The following is an 18,041-nucleotide window of genomic DNA, read 5'->3' as shown; positions in this document are numbered from 1 at the left end:
TCACGGCGTGGCGGTGAGGTTGTAGAGCATCTCGCCGTAGAGGCGATAGACCACCTTGGTGGAGTGGATGATGGCGGCCTGATCTGCCGGGCTCTCGACCTTATCCATCAAGGATTCAAAGAACTTGAGGTGCTCCTGATCCAGGGTGCCGTGGGAGCTGAGATAGCTCATCGCCTGCGGGGGCAGCCCGAGGCCGCTTTTCAGCTGGTCGGCCACAGTGAGGGCGATGGCGACGCTGGTGCCTTCCAGCACCTGGACCATGCCGAAGAAGCCCATGGGGTTGCCGCGCTGGATCTGGTCGTAGAGGAAGGCGACCATCAGCTCGATGGGCAGGCCGGGCTGGCCATGACGCACCGCCTCGGCATCGCCGCCACAGGCGCGGATGTCATTGAGGATCCACTCCTGATGGCCGTACTCCTCGTCGATGTACTCGGCAATGGCGCCGCGTACCCACTCGTACTCCTGACCCAGCTTGCCGCCGGTTGCCATCAGCAGCGGGACTGTGTGGCGCACGTGGTAGTAGGCCTGCGCCAGAAAGGCGAGATAGGTGTCGCGACTGATGTCACCACGGCGGCAAGCTTCAATGATGGGGGCCTTGAAAAGGTGCTCGCGCTCAGTGGCAGTGGCTTGTTGCAGAGTCTGATAGAAGCTCATGAGGATTCTCCTGTGGTGCCGGTTGCAAGGCACTGGCTGATCTGTTGGGCAAACTGGCGATAGGTCTCTTCCCGGCGCACCCGTCCGTTGGCGGTGAGCAGCCCGGGATGCTGGTCGAGTGCTACCGGCAGCCAGTGGTGCAGGCGGGCGTAGTCGGGGAGACGACGATTCAATACTTCGATCTGTTGTGGCAGCTCTGCCTCTTTGCCCGGCAGGGGCTGGATCAACGCCACGTTGGCGGGCTGGCCATCGCCGAACACCACGATACGGGCGATGGCGGGGCAGAGCTGGGCTTCAGCCTCGACCCACTCGGGGGAGAAGTTGCGGCCAAAGGCGGTGATCTGGACATTCTTCTTGCGCCCGGTGATGTGGAGGTAGCCCTCTTCATCGAGGCGGCCCAGATCTCCCGTGGCAATCAGCTCGGGGATTGACTCATCGCTACCCAGATATCCCAGCATGGCGCTGCCGCGTACCAGGATCTCGCCATCGTCACCGATGGTGACCCGGGTGTGGGGCAGGGGGCGGCCAACGCTGCCCGGCTTGTCAGTACCCATGGTGTTGAGGGCCACCACCGAGCAGCACTCCGAGAGGCCATACCCCTCGTAGACCGGCAGACCAAGCTGGCGGGCATGGGCGATAAGATCGGGGGCAACCTTGCCACCGCCGACGGCGATAAAGCGCAGACCGCGCAGCTGCTGGGCCAGCACCGGGGTACTGGTGCAGAGCGCCAGCAACAGGCGCAGCAGCTCGGGCACCAGCACCAGACTGTGAGTTGACCAGCGCAGCAGCGCCTCCCCCAGCATGGCTGGATTGAGCGAGCTGGAGCCGGTAAAGCCGAGTTCGCCGAGCGATGGAATGCGGCTGCAGGCACCGGTCAGCAGCGGCACATAGAGGCCGGTGAGGTTCTCAAGCAGGGTGGCCAGCGGCAGCAGGGTGAGGTGTTTTTCCACCTTGGCTGGCGCGACACGCTCGGCCAGCGATTCGCACACCGCCATCATGCTGGCCAGCGAGAGGCAGACCCCTTTGGGTTGGCCCGTGGTGCCGGAGGTGTAGGTGATCTTGGCGGTACCCTGTGGCAATGCCGGGAGGTTTGCCGGTTTGCGGCGCCAGAGCGGCAGTTCGCCGCTGACCAGCAAGAGCGGCTCGGCGGCGTGCCACCCCTGATGAGCCGGGCCAACCAGCGCATCGGCGCCGCTGCTCTCCAGCAGCCACTCTTGCTGCTCAAGGCTGAAGAAGTGAGGCACCGGTATGACCACGATCCCGGCTTTGGTGCAGGCCAGATCCATCAGCGCCCATGGCAAGCCGTTGTCGAGTTGCAGGGCAAGGCGCTTGATGCCGGCTTGCTGCAGCTTGCCAGCCAGATGCTGGATCTGCTGCCAGAGGCTGTGGTAGTCGAGCCGCTGCTGGCTGCTTAGCAGCGCAGGTGATTGCGGATTCTCGCGGGCATGTTTGGCGATGGCGTCGAACAGGCTCATTGGGCGCACCTTTTCTCACTGGTCAGGGTTGCATCGGTAAAGAGCACTGGCATGGGGGCCAGCAGGTTGAGCAGCAGGCTGCTCTGGGCGAGCACAGCCCGCCCCTGATTGATATCTCCCACCATCACCTTGGGCTGGCAGCGGTAGTACTCGCCCCAGGCAGCGGCGTCGGCACCGACCTGATGGGCCTGGGCGGGGGCCAGTTCGACCGGATTGAGGCGCAGGCGGGTGAAGCTGTTGCGCAGCTTGGCGGTGCCGGTAAAGACCACATAGTCGAGGGCGTTGTCACATAGCATGCGGCAGAGGGCGGCAAACATCAGGCGGGCATTGCCCGGCTCGCGACAGGCGAGATTGCCCACCTCGATGATGCGCTGGCGGTCGGGACGAACACCAAGGCGAGTCTCGATGGAGGCTTCGATAGGTTGCTCCAGATACTGCTCCAGATAGAGGCGATGCTCGCCGGCCTGGCTGCTGGCACGGTTGAGGCCACAGGCACCCACCAGCGTCCCGTCGGCGCGATAGAGTCCGATCAGGCAGGGCAGAAAATGGGGAATGCGGGCATTGAACTCCAGGGTGTAGGCATCCTGGATATAGGCTTGCAGCGCCATGACCTGCTGCTCTGATTCGGCCAGGATCAACCGGTAGGGGGCTTGGATCTCGGTGGTCATGGGGAGGCTCCTTCTCTTGCGATGGATTCAGAGTAAAAGCCCAAACTTAAGAAACCCTTAAGCGGCAAAAAAAAGTTGTCAGCATCCGGTACGGCAGGCAAGCTGCCCCCCTGTCGCCATCCCGAGGTATTCCATGTCATCGACTGCCTGCTGCCCCCTGTGTGCCAGCCATCACTCCTATCCCCTGCCGGTGGCAGGCAAGCGCTATCACCGCTGTCGCCAATGCGAGCTGGTCTGGCTGGATGCGGGTGATCATCTGGATGAGGCGGCGGAGAAGGCGGTCTACGACGGTCACGACAACCGGGTGGATGATCCCCGTTATCGCACGTTTCTGATGCGGGCTTTTGGCGAGGTGCTGGCGCGGGTGCCGCTACCTGCCAGCGGCCTTGATTTTGGCTGCGGTCCCGGCCCTGCGCTGGTGGCGATGGGGCGTGAGGCGGGTTACGACATGGCTGGGTATGACAAGTTCTATGCCGACTTTCCCGAGTTGCTGACGCGTCAGTATGACTTCATCACCAGTACCGAGGTGATAGAGCACATTGCCGAACCGCGCGCTGTGCTTGACCGGTTGTGGGCCTGCCTCAAGCCCGGCGGCATGCTGGTGCTGCAAACCCAGCGGGTGCTCGGTGACGAGCGGTTCAAGAACTGGCGTTACCGCCACGATCCTACCCATATCGTCTTCTTTGCCGAGGCGTCGTTTCGGGTGCTGGCTGCTCGCTGGCAGGCCGAGCTTGAGTTACCTCATGCCGATGTGGCGGTATTGCACAAAGGCACGCCCTGAGGCGTGCCTTGTTCTGTTGCTCGTTGGTGGGTTACTGGTCGTAGCCCTTGTCTTGCCACTGGTAGTACATCAGAGCCGACTTGACGCCGATTGACTTGAACGGCTCCGGCGGCAGCCACATCGGCAGCGTCTGCTCGGCGTGGTTGAACCAGGGGTGCTCTTTGCCCTGATAGAGGCTGGCCACAATGTCGCCAAACAGGAAGGAGAGGTTGATGCCGTGGCCGTTGTAGCCGAGGGCGTAGTAGATGTTCTTGTGATCCCCCATCACCCCCACCGCTTCGGTGCTGTCGCCGGTCATGCCGAGTACCCCGTCCCACACCTGTTCAAACTTGATCCCCTTGAGGGCCGGATAGAGTGTCACCAGCTCCTTCATCATCATGGCGCTGACCCGGTTGAGGTCTCCCTTGTAGTTGAGGCCGTCGTTGAAGACGTACTCGGCATTGCCACCGCCGATGACGATCCGGTTGTCCGGGGTCAATACCAGATGAAACAGGATGTTGCGGGTGTCATAAAAGGGCATCCGGCTCTGCCACTGGATGGCGTTGAGCTGATCCCGGGTAAGCGGTTCGGTCACGGCGCTCTGGGCGTGTACCGGAAAGACCCGGCCGCTGAAGTAGCCAAGTTTTGAGGTGTAGCCGTTGGTCGCCAGCACTATGCTGTCGGCGGTCACCTTGTACTTGTCGGCCACGTTCAGTTCGATCTGCTTCCCCTCCTTGATCCCGAGAACCGGGCTCTGTTCATAGATGGTGACGCCCGCCTGCTCCACCGCCTTGTGCAGGGCGTTGACCAGCTTCATGGCGTGTACCTGACCGCCATTGGGGTCGTAGACGGCGCCTGCGTAGCGGTCGGTGCCGAGTTTCTCTTCGGTGGTGTCGGCGTTCCAGTATTGCAGCGGGATGCCGAGGCGATTGGCGGTTTTTACATAGTCGCGGTACTCGGGAATATCCTCCTCATCGAGGATCGCCTCCACATAACCATCGAGCCTCATATCGGCATCGATGCCGGTCGATTCAACCAGTGCCTGCAGCTTGTGCATGCTGGCGACCGTCAGATCATAGTGGCGCTTGCTCGCTTCCCCCTCTTCATAGAGGTCCATCACCTCGGAGCCCGGCAGCACCATGCCGCCGTTGCGCCCCGAGGCGCCGCTGCCGACCTGTTTGGCCTCGAAGATGGCAATCTTGAGCGACGGATTGGCCTTTGCCAGATGCCAGGCGCTGGAGAGACCGCTGTAGCCGCCACCTATGATGGCGATATCCACCTTCAGATCTTGTGCCAGCGGGGCACTCTCCTCTGCCGGTTTCTCCTTGAACCAGTAGCTGGTGTTGGGCTCAAAGTCGCTCATTTTGGGGCCGCAGGCGGCGAGGAAAAAACAGCTGATACACATGGTCAACGCTCGTTGGCAGAGGGGGGTCGGGTTCATGGTTTGCTCCGGGTTCAGATTGCTTGTTCGGTGTTGCTGGCTGGTTGCGCCGTATTGACCCGGCGTCCGATATCCCGCAGCCGGGCGAGCTGGTCGGCAAGACCGGGCCCTTCATCCAGGCTGCTGACAAAATTCCACAGGTAGGTCATCACAGCATAGACATGGCCTGCGGAGACCTGGGGTTGGGCCATCAACATGGTGATGGCGAGCAAAAAGAGCAGGGCCGCGCTGACGCCGACCGCCAGAAAGGCGAGCGCCTCCCGATCCGATACCCGGATACGGATCCATGCGAGGGTGCGGTAGTGACGGGCCAGCCTGATTTGCTCGGCGTGCGTCACCAGCTTGACCTCGTGCTCCAGCCGGTCGTTGAGGCGCTCATGCAGCAGCTGGTTCTTGCGTGAAAAACCGGGCAGCAACAGACCGAACAGCAGCAGAACCCCCATACAGGCGATACCGACCCAGAACTCGATCACCGTCAGCATGATGGCGGCACCCATGATGGAGACCAGGCTGGTGGCCAGGATCGGGATATGTTTTTCGAAGAAGTCGACAAACTCCCGTGCCAAGGTGACCCGCGCCACTATGGTGGATTGCCCCTCCTGCTGCTGACGCTGGGCCAGGATCACCGGTACCGCCAGCGCTGCATAGATATGGGTGAAGGTGCGGGTATCGACCGCCCGGCGCAGGGCGCCAATGAGCCAGAACAGCAGCACGATGAGGGCATAGCTCGAGGCTTGCCACCACTGTCCCTTGACGATGGCGTCGATGGCAAAGCCGGCGAACAGGGGATAAGCCACCAGCAGGATGTTTTCGAGGGCGACCAGTGAGAAGGTACCAGCCAGCTTGAGGGGGTTGGCCCGTGCAATCGCCCCCAGCGAACGACCGGCCGAGTGTGGCAACGGCGTGGCCTGCTCGTTGCAACTGGCTGCCGAAGTGGTTGGTGTTGTCATGGGTTATCTCCTAAGATGTCGGAAATGCTAACTTTGAGCAAGTGCTCAAAGTTTGTTTGAGCGGTCGCTCAAAGTCAAGCAGAACGATTGATATCGCAGGAGGTAAGATGGCACGCCCATCAGCAGAACAGCGCAAAGAGATGATCATCGAGGCCGTACTGGCCCTGTTTCGGGAGAAGGGGATGGCCGCCTCTTCTACCCGTGACGTGGCCGAGCGCACCGGTCTGGCGCGCAGCCACGTCTACCACTACTTCAAGGATTGGAAAGAGCTCTGTCTCTGCGCCGTGGAGCGCTTCACCAGTCAGGAGATAGCCGAGCAGCGGGAGTGGCTGTTGCCGCTGCCGGCCCGCGAAGCGCTGCCGCTGTTCGTGCGGGACAACCTGCCGGCCAGTCAGGATGCCTCCTGGGCCATCTATCTCGATGCATGGAACGAGTCGCTACGCGACCCGGTATTTGCCGAGAGTTACCGCAAGACCATTCAGGCATGGCGCGAGGTGCTGGAGCAGATCCTGCAAAAGGGGATCGACAACGGCGACTTCATGGCCGCTGATACCGGACGACTGGCGCGCCAGATCACCTCCCTCATCAACGGCTATGCCGATGACCTCATTCTGGAGCCAACCCCCGAGACGGTAGAAGCCACCTATCAGGAGATCATGGCGGTGGTGAACCGGCTGGTACTGCCAAATAACCCGGCATAAAGCTGGGGGAGGGGTCATCAACTCTTCCCCATGTTTATTTGGCCGCTGTTCGGGCATGCTGGAGGTCGGTTACCAAGGAGTGGTTTGATGTCTATCCCCCATTTATCGCTACAGGATGCCCGTCATTTACAGCTGGCGGCGCAGGGGCTGCTGGTGCCGCGCCGCGGCAAGGCTGCCCCGGCCGATCTGCTAGTGACCATCCGCCGTATGGCGCTGCTGCAGATAGACACCATCTCGGTGGTAGCGCGCAGCCCCTATCTGGTGCTCTTTAGCCGTCTCGGCCAGTATGAACCTCGCTGGCTGGAGCAGTTGCTGGCCGACGGCGAGATCTTCGAATATTGGGCTCACGAGGCCTGCTTCGTGCCCCGCGAGGATTACCGGCTGCTGCGCCACCGGATGCTCGACCCTACCGCCATGGGCTGGAAGTTTTCGGCCAACTGGCTCGCTACCCATCAGCAAGAGATTGGCCGCCTTATCGAGCGCATTCGCCACCATGGCCCGGTACGGGCGGCTGACTTTGAACGCACAACCGGCAAGGGGAACGGCTGGTGGGACTGGAAGCCGGAGAAACGTCATCTGGAGGTGCTCTTTACCACCGGTCAGCTGATGGTGCGGGAGCGGCGCAACTTTCAGCGGGTCTATGATCTCGCCGAGCGGGTGCTTCCCGAGTGGAGCGACCAGCGGGATCTGCCGAGCATCGAGCAGGCGCAGCGGGATATGGTGCGCGCCAGTTGCCGGGCACTGGGGCTGGTCAAAACTGGCTGGGTGGCTGATTACTACCGGCTGCGGCGTGGCAAATATGACGCCTTGCTCCATCAACTGGCGGACGAGGGGGAGCTGTTGTCGGTACGTGTTGAGGGATGGCAGCACGGCGCTTTCGTGCACGCATCTCTGGCCGATGAGCTGGCAAGGGCGCAGGCGGGTTGTCTCAAGGCAACCCATACCACCGCCCTGTCGCCGTTCGATCCGCTGGTATGGGATCGCAAGCGTGCCAGTGAGTTGTTCAACTTCGACTATCGCATCGAGTGCTATACCCCGGCGCCCAAGCGTCAGTACGGCTACTTCGTGTTGCCGCTGCTGCATCGTGGCAAGCTGGTGGGCAGAATGGATGCCAAGGCCCATCGCCAGCAGGGGATCTTCGAGATCAAGAGCCTCTATCTGGAAGCCGGGGTGAGAGTGACCCGCCAGCTTGCGCAGGATCTGGCGAAGGCTCTGCAAAAGTTGGCCGAGTGGCACCAGACGCCGGCGCTGCACTATGGCGCCATTCCGGCGCCCTTGCTGGCCATGTGGCAATCTGGTGTTGCGCAAGGTGGTGAGGTAGCGGCAGTGGACTAATCTGCACGGTAACGTGTCGCAAGATGATGGCATGAGTGGGGAGAGAGGGATGAGACGAACCCGATTGCTGCTGGCAGGGCTGGGCCTTGCCATGCTGATACCGGCGAGCTTGGCCAGCGCGGCAGAGAAGCCGGTACAGATCTGTCTGGGGGAGGGCAATGAGTGGGCCCCCTTTACTTACTGGGAGCGCAAGGATGGGGTGCCCGATACCAGCCGGCTGACCGGCTCGGCCACCACGCTGGTGCTCGATGCCATCAAGAAAAATGGCTTGTCCTATCAGATCCGCTATCTGCCCTGGGCACGGGTGCAACAGGAGCTGGCGGATTATCACCAGAACGGCCTGTGCGAGCTGACCTGGGATGCCAGCTACAAGCCGGAGCGTGCCGAGTTCGCCTTCTACAGCGTGCCGCTCTACTACACCCATCTCGGTTTCTTCTATCTCAAGCGCCGCTATCCTGAAGCCCCCGATCTGCAGACGGTCAACAGCTCGCGGGTATGCGGCGTGATTGGCTATAACTATGCCCCCTACGGGCTTGCGCAGGAGCCACGCCGGGTCAAGCAGCTGCAACAGGCGCTCGACATGCTGGGGCGGGATCGCTGTGACTTCCTGCCAAGCGAGATTGAGCCGCTGGTTGGCGGGTTAACCCTGGGCATCTACCAGAGCGAACCCGGTCTGCTCAATCTCGCCCTGCCAAGTCGCAAGGGATTCTATCTGCTGGTCAGCAAGGGATCGCCTCGCGCCTTCGAGCTGGTTACCCGCCTGAATCAGACGTTGGTGGCATTTCAGGAGCAGGGTCATGCGGAGGAGGTGATGCGCCGCTTCCTGCCGCCGATGGAGTAAGCGCCAAGAAGGATAATCACTCAGATTTATCAGATGAAAAAGAGCCAGCCGGTGCAAACCGGCTGGCTCTTCCGTTTTATGGGAAAACCATCAGGCTGCGATGCGGGTCAGCACCTTCACCAGCAGTTCGATGCGAGGGCCAATGCTGGCCAGATCGAGATACTCCTCGTCACTGTGGAAACCGGCACCAATGGGGCCCAGACCATCCAGCGTGGGGATGCCGAGGGCGGCAGTGAGGTTGGCATCGGAGCCGCCCCCTACCTCTTGCCAGCGAATGGGCAGCCCCAGTTCGGCGCCGCACTCCTCCACCAGCTGCATCAGTGCCTGAGTGCCTTCTGACGGCACCATGGCCGGTTTATGCGCCTCGCGGGTCAGCTTGATGGTGACCCCTTCCAGATGGGGCCGCTCGACCAGGGTCAGCAGATGATCGTTGACCTGGCTGTACTCCTGATTGTCCCAGAAACGGACATCCACCACCGCGCTGGCGTGGGCCGGCACTATGTTGGCGCCGTTGCCCCCCGCGACGATACCGATGTTGAGGGTAGTGCCGCTCTCGAAGTTGGTCAGGGCATTAATGGCGAGGATCCAGTGACCCAGCTCGGTGATGGCGCTGCGCCCCTTCTGCGGCTCGTTGCCGGCGTGAGCCGCCTTGCCGGTGAAGTCGATACGATAGCGTGCCATTCCCTTGCGAGCCTTGACCAGCGAGCCATCGGCACGGGCCGCTTCGGCCACCAGCACCTGTTTCGCCTGTTTGGCCACCGCGGCCAGCCAGTCGCTGGAGTGGAGGGAGCCGATCTCCTCGTCCGGGTTCATGCAGACGCAGATGCTCAGGCGATCGCGCACCTCGCGGGGCAGGGCACGCAGGGCATAGACGATGTTGAGCAGACCTGATTTCATGTCGGAGACGCCGGGGCCGTAGGCGCGCTCGCCATCGACACTCATCGGGCGGGCGGCGGCGGTGCCGACCGGGAAGACGGTATCCATATGACCGATCAGCATGATGTCGATCTGCTCGGACTGCGGCTGGTTGCGGATCTCCAGTCCGACCCCGGCGATGCCGCAGTCGACCCGTTTGATCTGCCAGCCGCCCATGGCCTCGTATTTGGCGGCCATCAGCTCGGCCACAGTGGCAATGCCCGGCTGGTGCAGAGAGCCGCAATCCAGATTGATCAGGGGGGCCAGCTCGGCCAGATATTGATCCAAAGAAAAAGTCATTGTTTGCTCCGCTATCAGATCCGGGGTCACAGGATGATGTTCATTACCAGCATGGCGCCAAAGGCGTTGAGCACCGAGATGGCGATCATGACCGGGATATAGCGCCCTTCGGTGCCGATGCAGCCGAGAATGCGGCCCATGTACTGCACCTGTGAACCCATCAGGTAGATGGCTGGCGCCAGAATGGCGATGTGGGTGCCGTTGAGGATGCCCTGATCGAACAGGGTGATGACCACACCGACTGCACCGCCCATCGACATCCAGGCGCCGATCAGCACGGCTGCCGCTTCACCGGGCAGGCCGAAGATGGCCATGACGGGGGAGAAGATGGCGCCCATGGCGTCCAGCGCGCCGGTGATCTGCAGTGCCTTGATGATGACAAAGGCCATCAGCACGTTGGGAACGGTAGAGGTGGTGGCGATGACCCATCCCTTCTTGGCCCCTTCGACGAAGATATCGGTGACGATGGGTTTCTTGACGTTGGCCTGGCTCATTTGGCTTGCTCCTGGGTGGTAAGGGTCTGTTCGCGTTTGCTGTTGTCGGCACTCTTGCCTTCGGTGAGGTTGAGATAGACCCGGAACAGATTGGCGCCAATGAACTTGAAGACGAACATCACGGCGACTGCCAGCCCGATGGAGGAGCTGACTGCCTGGGTGCCGTCAGCCAGGGTCAGAGTGAAGAGCACGGCACCGGAGGAGAAGAAGTTGACTATGGTGGCGCCAGCGGAGAACTGGAACATGGTGAACACGTCGGTCTCACGCTTGGTGATGAGCCCTTCATCCTTGAGCTGGCGAGTCATGGCGGCACCGGCATCGGTACTCTGCAGCGAGGCGATAAGGGCGAGGCCGGTATTGCCCGGGATCCCCATCAGCGGGCGCAGCAGCGGAGTCAGCAGCTTGCGGGCGGCATCCAGCGCGCCGTAGTGCTCCAGCACGTTGATCATGCCGAGGGCAAACATCACGGTGGGGATCAGGGTCAGGGCGAACAGGAAGCCATCGCGAGCGCCATTGCCTCCCTTGCCACGCATGTCGGTCATGGCTGTTTTGATGCCATCCCCGTTTTCGCTGACGCTCTGCACCATGGTGCCGAACGAACCGTTCAGCGTGGTGAAGTCAAATACCCCGTACCACTGGTTGGACTGCAGCAGCCCGGAGAAGAAGACAATGGCAAAGGCCAGTGCCAGATAACAGCCGATCGTCACCGGACGGTTTTTATCGCTCATAGATAGCTCCACATGAATAATTATTTAATCAGATTAATTATGGTTGATACGGCTATCAATTATTTGATGGGGGTCAAGGAGCCTTGCTGATATGCGGGGTGACGTTGGTGATATGTGAGGATGATCGTCCTCTGAAAAGAAGAAGATCCGGTTTTTGTTTAATTTGTTGAAAAAGTCAGCGGCAAGGATGCATGGGGATGTTGCAATAAAAAAACCGGGCACTTGGCCCGGTTTGTTCAATCAGTTGCGCGGTGATTACTGGAGTACCAGCACCATCAGCAGACCGACGGTAATGGCAGATACCAGGAAGGCAAAGCCATAGAACACATAGTGGTGCAGCTTGGTGGTGTGGATCCCCAGATCATGCAGACCGTGGTAGATACGGTGCATACCGTGCCAGATCGGCAGGGCGATGATCACCAGCAGGATGCAGGCACCCCACCAGGAGCTGGCGAATGCCAGAACGCGGTCATAGCTCATGGTCTCTACGTCCATGATACCCATGGGTACCAGCAGACCGGTGATGAGGACAATGACCGGCAGCAGCATGGCAACGACCATGCCACCCGCACCAAACAGACCCCAGTAAATTGGCTCGTCAGAACGTCTCATTGTTTTCTCCTCAGGCCACGATGATCAGGACAAGCAGGGATACCACAGCCAGCGCCACATACTGGGCGATGACGATCGGTTTCTCCGGCACCAGGTCTTCACCACGGAAGATACGCATGGCTTTCGGCGCCAGAGCGAACCAGGTCTTGGCATGGAACAGGCAGGCTGCCAGCGCAATCACGTGGAACAGGATGGCGATCGGGCTTTGCAGGGATTCCAGCCAGCCGTTGAACGCTTCCTGACCCTGTACCAGACGCATCAGACCCCACATCAGCACAACAGCGTAGATGGAGACGAAGATACTGGTGCCTTCGCGGATCATGTAACCGGTGTAGAAGGCGTTCTTCAGCCACCAGTCTTTCTTCATTTCGCGGACGTAAGGTTTACGTTTGCTTTCAGTGTTGTTCATGGTCTCAATCCTGCTCTCAATCTGGCTTGAACATGGCGATCATGTAGTCCTTGGCACTCTCTACCTTGCCAAGCTGGATGGCCGCTGCCGGATCGACGCCCTTCGGGCACACTTCGGAGCAGTAGCCCACGAAGGTACAGCCCCAGACGCCTTCGTCCTGGCTGATGATGCGCATACGCTCTTTGGCGCCGGCATCACGGTTGTCGACGTTGTAGCGATAGGCCAGAGCCAGTGCCGCCGGACCGGTGAACTTCTTGTTGATGCCGTACTGCGGGCAGGCCGCGTAGCAGAGACCACAGTTGATGCACTGGGAGAACTGCTTGTACTTCGCCATCTCTGCCGGAGTCTGGATGTATTCGCCATCGCACAGGTTGCGCGGCTCGCTCGGGATGATGTACGGCTTGATGCTTTCCAGCTTCTCGATGAAATCGGACATGTCGACCACCAGGTCACGCTCGATCGGGAAGTTGTTGAGCGGCTCGATGGTCATCTTGCCCGGCAGATAGTCGCGCAGGAACGCTTTGCAACCCAGCTTGGGCACACCGTTGACCATCATGCCGCAGGAGCCGCAGATCGCCATCCGGCAGGACCAGCGGAAGCTCAGGGTAGAGTCCAGGTGATCCTTGATGTACTGCAGCGCATCCAGCAGAGACATCTCTCTCTGGTAAGGCACCTGGAAGGTCTGCATCCAGGGCTCGTTATCCTGCTCCGGACGATAGCGCAGGATTTCAATTTCAATCATCTCAGCCATTCTTCTTAGCCTCGTCTTGTTTCTCACCCTCGGAGCCGTACACGCGTTTTGCCGGCTGGGACTTAGTGATCTTCACATCGGAGTAATCGATGGAGGGCGTTTCGCCATTGTTGTAGAACGAGAGCGTGTGCTTGAGGAAGTTCACGTCATCACGCTCTTCGTAACCATCCAGACGCTGGTGGGAACCGCGGGACTCTTTACGATTGATGGCGGAGTGAGCCATGGCTTCTGCCACGTCCAGCATGTAACCCAGTTCGATGGCGTACAGCAGGTCGGTGTTGAAGACAGAGGACTTGTCGTTGATCTTGACCTTCTTGTAACGGGCTTTCAGCTCGTTGATCTTGTCGATGGTGCCCTGCATCAGCTCTTCGGTACGGTAGATACCGACGCCGGCTTCCATGGAGGTGCCCAGTTCGTTGCGAATATCGGCCGGGTTCTCGGTGCCATCGATGTCGAGCAGGGAGAGGTGCTGCTTGACCAGAGCCTCGGCCTTGGCGACCAGCGCTTCGGTATTGCCATGCTTCTGGGTCTTGGCGAATTCACCGGCCTGTTCACCAGCCAGCTTGCCGAATACCACGATCTCGGACAGGGAGTTGGAACCCAGACGGTTGGCTCCGTGCAGACCAACAGAGGCACATTCGCCAGCGGCGTAGAGGCCGGCCAGACGGGTGGCACACTTGTTGTCGGTCTCGATACCACCCATGGTGTAGTGGGCAGTCGGACGTACCGGGATGGGCTCTTTGGCCGGATCCACGTTGACGTAGGCTTTGGCCAGTTCGCAGATGAACGGCAGACGCTCTTTCAGGTACTTCTCGCCGAGGTGACGCAGGTCGAGGTGAACCACATCGCCCATCGGGCCCTGGATCACGCGGCCTTTCTGCTGCTCTTGCCAGAATGCCTGGGAAACGCGGTCGCGCGGACCCAGTTCCATGTATTTGCTCTTCGGCTGGCCGATCGGAGTTTCCGGGCCCAAGCCGTAGTCTTGCAGGTAGCGGTAGCCATCCTTGTTGAGCAGGACGCCACCCTCACCACGACAACCTTCGGTCATCAGGATGCCGGTACCCGGCAGACCGGTCGGGTGATACTGAACGAATTCCATGTCACGCAGCGGTACACCGTGACGATAGGCCAGCGCCATGCCGTCACCGGTCACGATGCCGCCGTTGGTGTTGTAACGGTAAACACGACCAGCACCACCAGTTGCCAGAATCACTGATTTGGCCTGGATGAAGCGGGTGATGCCGTTCTGGATGTCAAAGGTCAGAACGCCCTGAACGCGACCATCTTCCACGATCAGGTCGAGGCAGAAGTGCTCGTCGAAGCGCTTGATGCTCGGGTATTTGACGGAGGTCTGGAACAGGGTGTGCAGAATGTGGAAACCGGATTTGTCAGCGGCGAACCAGGTACGGGGAACCTTCATGCCACCAAACGGACGCACGTTGGCTTTGCCATCCGGCTTGCGGCTCCAGGGGCAACCCCAGTGCTCCAGCTGGATCATCTCTTTGGTCGCATTGTTGACGAAGTAATCGACAACGTCCTGCTCACACAGCCAGTCACCACCGGAGACGGTGTCGTTGAAGTGGTTTTCGAGGGAGTCGTCATCACGAACGACACCGGCGGCACCACCTTCGGCTGCCACGGTATGGCTACGCATCGGATAGACTTTGGAAATCAGGGCGATATCCAGGTCTGGCTGTGATTCGGCTATAGCGATAGCGGCGCGCAGGCCAGTACCGCCGGCACCGATGATGGCTACATCGGTCTTGATAATATCCACATCTGCCTCCTTAGGGATAGATTTGCTGGGCACGATTTTGCTCTATGAAAAAAATTCAGGCTTGATGCAAGTCAAACAGCTTGGTTTTATTCCATTTTTCGTAGTTATTTTTTTCTAAAACACCCTGTTCCCTGGATGAAAATGTCGTAATTTTCGTCATTTTTTGGTGTTATTGAGCAGTAAAACACCTTGCTACGAAGACTTTAACTTCCGGATTATACGTAGTTTTCTTTCAATAAAATGCGAATCACCTCTCTTTTTAGGTACTCACAAAAAAATTTTAAGTTTTTTATTAAAACTTTTTAATGATAATTATTGGCATTTAAATATATGCATAAAAATTACTAATCCTTTTCTCGGCTGAAAAAGTGGAATATATCCGATAGGAGCTACTGAATGGCGGGGGCAACAGGAAGGAGGAGAGGCGACGGTAGTGTTAGATTACTCACTGATAATTAAGCGATATTTAAAAAAGTAAAGGGGCCTGTACGGCCCCTTTTTTATCATCGTCAGATACGGAACATACCGACCTGATTACTCAATTCACCCGAAATATTTTTAAGTTGTTCAGAGAGATGGCGTGAGCTGTCGGCATCTACGGCCAGCTCGTCCGACACATCTTTTACCGCCTGAATGTTGCGGCTGACTTCGTCAGTAACGGCTCGTTGCTCCTCGGCGGCGCTGGAGATCTGGGTCGCCATGTCGGAGATCTGGTTGATGGAAGCGGTGATCTGCTCCAGCGCCTGGGTGGCGTTGTTGGCATCATCCACGCTGTTCTGAGCCAGCAACTGCCCTTCATGCATGGTACTGACCGCACCCTGGGTATTGCGCTGCAGGGTTTCGATCATGCTGCGGATCTCGACGGTGGAGCTGTGAGTACGCTGTGACAGCACCCGTACTTCGTCTGCAACCACCGCAAAGCCACGGCCCTGCTCGCCGGCACGAGCAGCTTCAATAGCGGCGTTCAGTGCCAGCAGGTTGGTCTGCTCGGCGATGCCCTGAATGGTGGAGAGGATGGTATTGATCTCCTGCGCGTTCTTCTCCAGCTCTTGAATGATGTTGGAGGCCTGCTCGACCTGAGTCGCCAGATCGGTGATGGAACGCTGGTTGCGGGCGATGACCTGCTTGCCATGTTCACAGCTGCTGCTGGAGGAGCGCGCCGCTTCGGCTGTCTGCTCGGCGTTGCTGGCTACCTCGACGGCTGTGGCTGACATTTCGTGGACGGCCGTTGCAATCTGGGAGATCTCGTTTTGCTGGCGAGCCAGCCCCTGATTGGCCTTCTCTGCCATGTTGTGTGAGGACTTGGCCTGCTGGTTGAGTTGGCCGGAGGAGTTAGATATATCCTGCACCATCACATGGATCCGCTCGATAAAGGTGTTGACGTGTTTGGCGACTACGCCGACCTCGTCTTCACGCTCGATCTTGATGCGGCGAGTGAGATCGCCATTGCCACGGGAGAGATCGGCAATCGCTTCACCCAGGGTTTTCAGCGGAGCCAGAGAGCCATTGATGGCGACATAGGAGAAACCCGCCACGATGATGATGGTGAGCAGGCCTTGCAGAAGTGCTGACGTGACCATGCGTTTGACCGACTGATAGGCCACCGCCTCATCGACCACAATGCCGTAGTACCAGTCGGTATTGGGGATCTGGTTCAGGTCAAACACGCTCAGTTTGCCGCTGATATCCATCTCTGAAATGGTGCCGTCATGAGCAATGCGATTGACCCCGGAGGCAGTCAGCTCAGGGGAGAGGGCGGTGGCTGGTTTCAGGGTCAGTGAAGCATCCGGGTGGGCAATGATGGTACCGCTGCTGTCGATAAGTACCGCGTAGGTGCCTTCGGTATTGACCGCCAGAATGTCGGAGACCAATCCGCTGATGGATACGTCACCGGCGATCACCCCCTGGGTATTGCCACGCTGGAACGGTTCGGCGATGGTGATAATCAGCTGCCCGGTGGAGATATCTGCATAGGGTGCAGTGATGGTCATTTTACCTGCGGCCATGGCGTCCTTGTACCAGGGGCGCTGGCGCGGGTCGTAGCCGGCGGGCAGATCGGTCGGCTTGCTCTGGATCATCTTGCCATCATTTGTGCCCACATAGACGAGATCAAACCCGCCCGCATTCATGGACTGGGCCAGATGGCTGATGGGGTTATCCTCTTTGGCAAACGCCTCCTTGGTGGAGCTGACCATATTGACGCGGGCATCGAGCCAGCGGGAGATCCCCTTGACGTTGGCGGCTGAACTTTCGTCGATAAAGCTCCAGATCAGTCGCTGGGTTTCGCTGCGCAGCTGCGAGGTGTTGTACCAGACCTGCAGGCCGGTGATCACCAGAATGATGATCCCGATAGCCAGAACAAGTTTGTTTTTAATGGATAAGTTCATAGTTACTTCCTTGTGAGCGTCTGTCTGAAGTGTGTTCGAGCGAATTATTGTTATGTGCCATCTCTTATCGGCCGAAGTTGGACTCTTTTTATCCCGGTCTACGACTTAAAGTTAGCGGTTAACCTCACGCTTATCCATCCGGATGCTGGTTGCTCACTGTGTTAAAAAACGGTCGGGCCGATTGGTGAATATGCCGTCGACCCCCATGGCAGCCAGCTGTTGCTGGTCGGCAAGGTGATCGACCGTATAGACCAGTACCTTTAATCCACGGCGATGTGAATCATCGACCAGCGCAGCGTCAATGAAATCAACATCGCAATTGATGGACCAGGCTCCCAGCTGTTCGGCAAAGTGTGCCAGTTCTAGTGGCAGATTGGTCGTAAGAGCGCCAATCCGGATATCGGGTCGCAGGGTCGCAAAGCGAGCCAGCTCTGGATGGTGGAATGAGGAGACCACCCATTGGTTGGCGGTGAAGCCGAGCTCGTTCTCGGCCCGTTTGGTAAGCGCTGCGACGGCATCGGCGGTATTGGCTCCCTTGAGTTCGATATGAAGCTCACAGCTGCCGTCAATCAGGCTCATCACCTGCCACAAGGTCGGAATGATCTCCCCCTCACCAGCATCGAGCTGCTCCAGATAGGAGCGGGATTGTTCGGTCAATACCCCCTTGCCGTTGGTACAGCGATCGAGCCGCCGATCGTGGAATACCCACAACTCGCCATCGGCCGCCTGCACGTCGATTTCGATAGCTGTGACCCCCAGCTCCAGCGCTTTGGCCATCGCCTTGAGGGTGTTCTCGGGGGCCAGGCCGCTGGCCCCCCGGTGAGCAATGATCTGCATGGTTTG

General features: G+C 59.2%; 18 protein-coding genes. 4 read left to right on the top strand and 14 right to left on the bottom strand.

Annotated features, from left to right (window positions below; genetic code table 11):
* From AACR93_RS04920 to AACR93_RS04910, 3 genes are read right to left on the bottom strand one after another with little or no spacing between them, the layout of a single operon-like run.
* Positions 1-654, bottom strand: a complete 654-nt coding sequence (locus AACR93_RS04920; RefSeq protein ID WP_043850156.1) for a TenA family transcriptional regulator — start codon at positions 652-654, stop codon at positions 1-3.
* Positions 651-2,129: an AMP-dependent synthetase/ligase gene (locus AACR93_RS04915; RefSeq protein ID WP_043850155.1), complete on the bottom strand. Its 1,479-nt coding sequence runs from the start codon at positions 2,127-2,129 to the stop codon at positions 651-653. Before AACR93_RS04915 ends, AACR93_RS04920 begins: the two co-directional genes overlap by 4 nt.
* A complete protein-coding gene (locus AACR93_RS04910; protein WP_042029796.1) occupies positions 2,126-2,797 on the bottom strand; it encodes a thermostable hemolysin in 672 nt (223 codons plus the stop codon). Before AACR93_RS04910 ends, AACR93_RS04915 begins: the two co-directional genes overlap by 4 nt.
* A gap of 133 nt (positions 2,798-2,930) precedes the next feature.
* Here AACR93_RS04910 and AACR93_RS04905 point away from each other — a divergent pair, with 133 nt between their 5' ends.
* The gene (locus AACR93_RS04905) at positions 2,931-3,578 is read left to right on the top strand and encodes a class I SAM-dependent methyltransferase (RefSeq protein ID WP_043850154.1); all 648 of its coding nucleotides are present in this window, start codon (positions 2,931-2,933) and stop codon (positions 3,576-3,578) included.
* Between the two features lie 31 nt (positions 3,579-3,609).
* On the opposite strand, the gene AACR93_RS04900 is transcribed toward AACR93_RS04905, so the two are convergent.
* Both AACR93_RS04900 and AACR93_RS04895 read right to left on the bottom strand, forming a co-directional pair.
* Positions 3,610-4,998, bottom strand: coding sequence for an NAD(P)/FAD-dependent oxidoreductase (locus tag AACR93_RS04900; protein ID WP_043850153.1), 1,389 nt, complete (start codon positions 4,996-4,998; stop codon positions 3,610-3,612).
* Between the two features lie 14 nt (positions 4,999-5,012).
* The gene (locus tag AACR93_RS04895) at positions 5,013-5,948 is read right to left on the bottom strand and encodes an ABC transporter six-transmembrane domain-containing protein (protein WP_041209996.1); all 936 of its coding nucleotides are present in this window, start codon (positions 5,946-5,948) and stop codon (positions 5,013-5,015) included.
* A 107-nt stretch (positions 5,949-6,055) separates the two neighbouring features.
* Between AACR93_RS04895 and AACR93_RS04890 the strand changes: the two genes are divergently transcribed.
* The 3 genes from AACR93_RS04890 (at position 6,056) to AACR93_RS04880 (ending at position 8,825) form a co-directional block, all read left to right on the top strand.
* A complete protein-coding gene (locus AACR93_RS04890) occupies positions 6,056-6,649 on the top strand; it encodes a TetR/AcrR family transcriptional regulator (RefSeq protein ID WP_043850152.1) in 594 nt (197 codons plus the stop codon).
* Positions 6,650-6,736: 87 nt separating this feature from the next.
* Positions 6,737-7,984: a winged helix-turn-helix domain-containing protein gene (locus AACR93_RS04885; RefSeq protein ID WP_043850151.1), complete on the top strand. Its 1,248-nt coding sequence runs from the start codon at positions 6,737-6,739 to the stop codon at positions 7,982-7,984.
* A 49-nt stretch (positions 7,985-8,033) separates the two neighbouring features.
* Positions 8,034-8,825 (top strand): substrate-binding periplasmic protein, encoded by a 792-nt coding sequence (locus tag AACR93_RS04880; protein WP_043850150.1) that lies wholly within the window; start codon positions 8,034-8,036, stop codon positions 8,823-8,825.
* Positions 8,826-8,915: 90 nt separating this feature from the next.
* On the opposite strand, the gene AACR93_RS04875 is transcribed toward AACR93_RS04880, so the two are convergent.
* The 9 genes from AACR93_RS04875 to AACR93_RS04835 form a co-directional block, all read right to left on the bottom strand.
* Positions 8,916-10,040: a M20 family metallopeptidase gene (locus tag AACR93_RS04875; protein WP_043850149.1), complete on the bottom strand. Its 1,125-nt coding sequence runs from the start codon at positions 10,038-10,040 to the stop codon at positions 8,916-8,918.
* 26 nt (positions 10,041-10,066) lie between these two features.
* Positions 10,067-10,534, bottom strand: a complete 468-nt coding sequence (locus tag AACR93_RS04870; RefSeq protein WP_041210001.1) for a YjiG family protein — start codon at positions 10,532-10,534, stop codon at positions 10,067-10,069.
* On the bottom strand, positions 10,531-11,262 hold the full coding sequence (locus AACR93_RS04865; RefSeq protein WP_043850148.1) for a nucleoside recognition domain-containing protein: 732 nt from the start codon (positions 11,260-11,262) through the stop codon (positions 10,531-10,533). Before AACR93_RS04865 ends, AACR93_RS04870 begins: the two co-directional genes overlap by 4 nt.
* Positions 11,263-11,517: 255 nt before the next feature.
* On the bottom strand, positions 11,518-11,874 hold the full coding sequence (frdD, locus tag AACR93_RS04860) for a fumarate reductase subunit FrdD (protein WP_033112665.1): 357 nt from the start codon (positions 11,872-11,874) through the stop codon (positions 11,518-11,520).
* Between the two features lie 10 nt (positions 11,875-11,884).
* On the bottom strand, positions 11,885-12,283 hold the full coding sequence (locus tag AACR93_RS04855; RefSeq protein WP_033112664.1) for a fumarate reductase: 399 nt from the start codon (positions 12,281-12,283) through the stop codon (positions 11,885-11,887).
* A gap of 16 nt (positions 12,284-12,299) precedes the next feature.
* Positions 12,300-13,034 (bottom strand): succinate dehydrogenase/fumarate reductase iron-sulfur subunit, encoded by a 735-nt coding sequence (locus AACR93_RS04850; RefSeq protein WP_005347973.1) that lies wholly within the window; start codon positions 13,032-13,034, stop codon positions 12,300-12,302.
* Entirely contained in the window at positions 13,027-14,811 is a 1,785-nt protein-coding gene (gene frdA / locus AACR93_RS04845; protein WP_041210004.1) for a fumarate reductase (quinol) flavoprotein subunit, read from the bottom strand. The genes AACR93_RS04850 and frdA overlap by 8 nt, the downstream gene beginning before the upstream one ends.
* A 509-nt stretch (positions 14,812-15,320) precedes the next feature.
* Positions 15,321-17,198 (bottom strand): methyl-accepting chemotaxis protein, encoded by a 1,878-nt coding sequence (locus AACR93_RS04840; RefSeq protein ID WP_041210005.1) that lies wholly within the window; start codon positions 17,196-17,198, stop codon positions 15,321-15,323.
* A gap of 153 nt (positions 17,199-17,351) precedes the next feature.
* Complete coding sequence (locus AACR93_RS04835) at positions 17,352-18,035, bottom strand: glycerophosphodiester phosphodiesterase (protein ID WP_043850147.1); 684 nt, start codon at positions 18,033-18,035, stop codon at positions 17,352-17,354.
* Positions 18,036-18,041 lie beyond the last annotated feature (6 nt).

It is taken from the genome of Aeromonas sp. L_1B5_3 (assembly GCF_963866575.1).
Lineage (GTDB): Bacteria > Pseudomonadota > Gammaproteobacteria > Enterobacterales > Aeromonadaceae > Aeromonas > Aeromonas jandaei.
Note: the sequence above shows the minus strand (reverse complement) of the source record. Positions and strands in the feature narration are given on the sequence as shown.

What these genes read in the sequence shown, in the direction of transcription:
- AACR93_RS04920 (WP_043850156.1), bottom strand. Translation starts at nt 654, where the DNA reads ATGAGCTTCTATCAGACTCTGCAACAAGCCACTGCCACTGAGCGCGAG.
- AACR93_RS04840 (WP_041210005.1), bottom strand. Translation starts at nt 17,198, where the DNA reads ATGAACTTATCCATTAAAAACAAACTTGTTCTGGCTATCGGGATCATC.
- AACR93_RS04880 (WP_043850150.1), top strand. Translation starts at nt 8,034, where the DNA reads ATGAGACGAACCCGATTGCTGCTGGCAGGGCTGGGCCTTGCCATGCTG.
- AACR93_RS04870 (WP_041210001.1), bottom strand. Translation starts at nt 10,534, where the DNA reads ATGAGCCAGGCCAACGTCAAGAAACCCATCGTCACCGATATCTTCGTC.
- AACR93_RS04850 (WP_005347973.1), bottom strand. Translation starts at nt 13,034, where the DNA reads ATGGCTGAGATGATTGAAATTGAAATCCTGCGCTATCGTCCGGAGCAG.
- AACR93_RS04865 (WP_043850148.1), bottom strand. Translation starts at nt 11,262, where the DNA reads ATGAGCGATAAAAACCGTCCGGTGACGATCGGCTGTTATCTGGCACTG.
- AACR93_RS04915 (WP_043850155.1), bottom strand. Translation starts at nt 2,129, where the DNA reads ATGAGCCTGTTCGACGCCATCGCCAAACATGCCCGCGAGAATCCGCAA.
- AACR93_RS04855 (WP_033112664.1), bottom strand. Translation starts at nt 12,283, where the DNA reads ATGAACAACACTGAAAGCAAACGTAAACCTTACGTCCGCGAAATGAAG.
- AACR93_RS04900 (WP_043850153.1), bottom strand. Translation starts at nt 4,998, where the DNA reads ATGAACCCGACCCCCCTCTGCCAACGAGCGTTGACCATGTGTATCAGC.
- AACR93_RS04890 (WP_043850152.1), top strand. Translation starts at nt 6,056, where the DNA reads ATGGCACGCCCATCAGCAGAACAGCGCAAAGAGATGATCATCGAGGCC.
- AACR93_RS04885 (WP_043850151.1), top strand. Translation starts at nt 6,737, where the DNA reads ATGTCTATCCCCCATTTATCGCTACAGGATGCCCGTCATTTACAGCTG.
- AACR93_RS04835 (WP_043850147.1), bottom strand. Translation starts at nt 18,035, where the DNA reads ATGCAGATCATTGCTCACCGGGGGGCCAGCGGCCTGGCCCCCGAGAAC.
- frdD (WP_033112665.1), bottom strand. Translation starts at nt 11,874, where the DNA reads ATGAGACGTTCTGACGAGCCAATTTACTGGGGTCTGTTTGGTGCGGGT.
- AACR93_RS04875 (WP_043850149.1), bottom strand. Translation starts at nt 10,040, where the DNA reads ATGACTTTTTCTTTGGATCAATATCTGGCCGAGCTGGCCCCCCTGATC.
- AACR93_RS04910 (WP_042029796.1), bottom strand. Translation starts at nt 2,797, where the DNA reads ATGACCACCGAGATCCAAGCCCCCTACCGGTTGATCCTGGCCGAATCA.
- AACR93_RS04905 (WP_043850154.1), top strand. Translation starts at nt 2,931, where the DNA reads ATGTCATCGACTGCCTGCTGCCCCCTGTGTGCCAGCCATCACTCCTAT.
- AACR93_RS04895 (WP_041209996.1), bottom strand. Translation starts at nt 5,948, where the DNA reads ATGACAACACCAACCACTTCGGCAGCCAGTTGCAACGAGCAGGCCACG.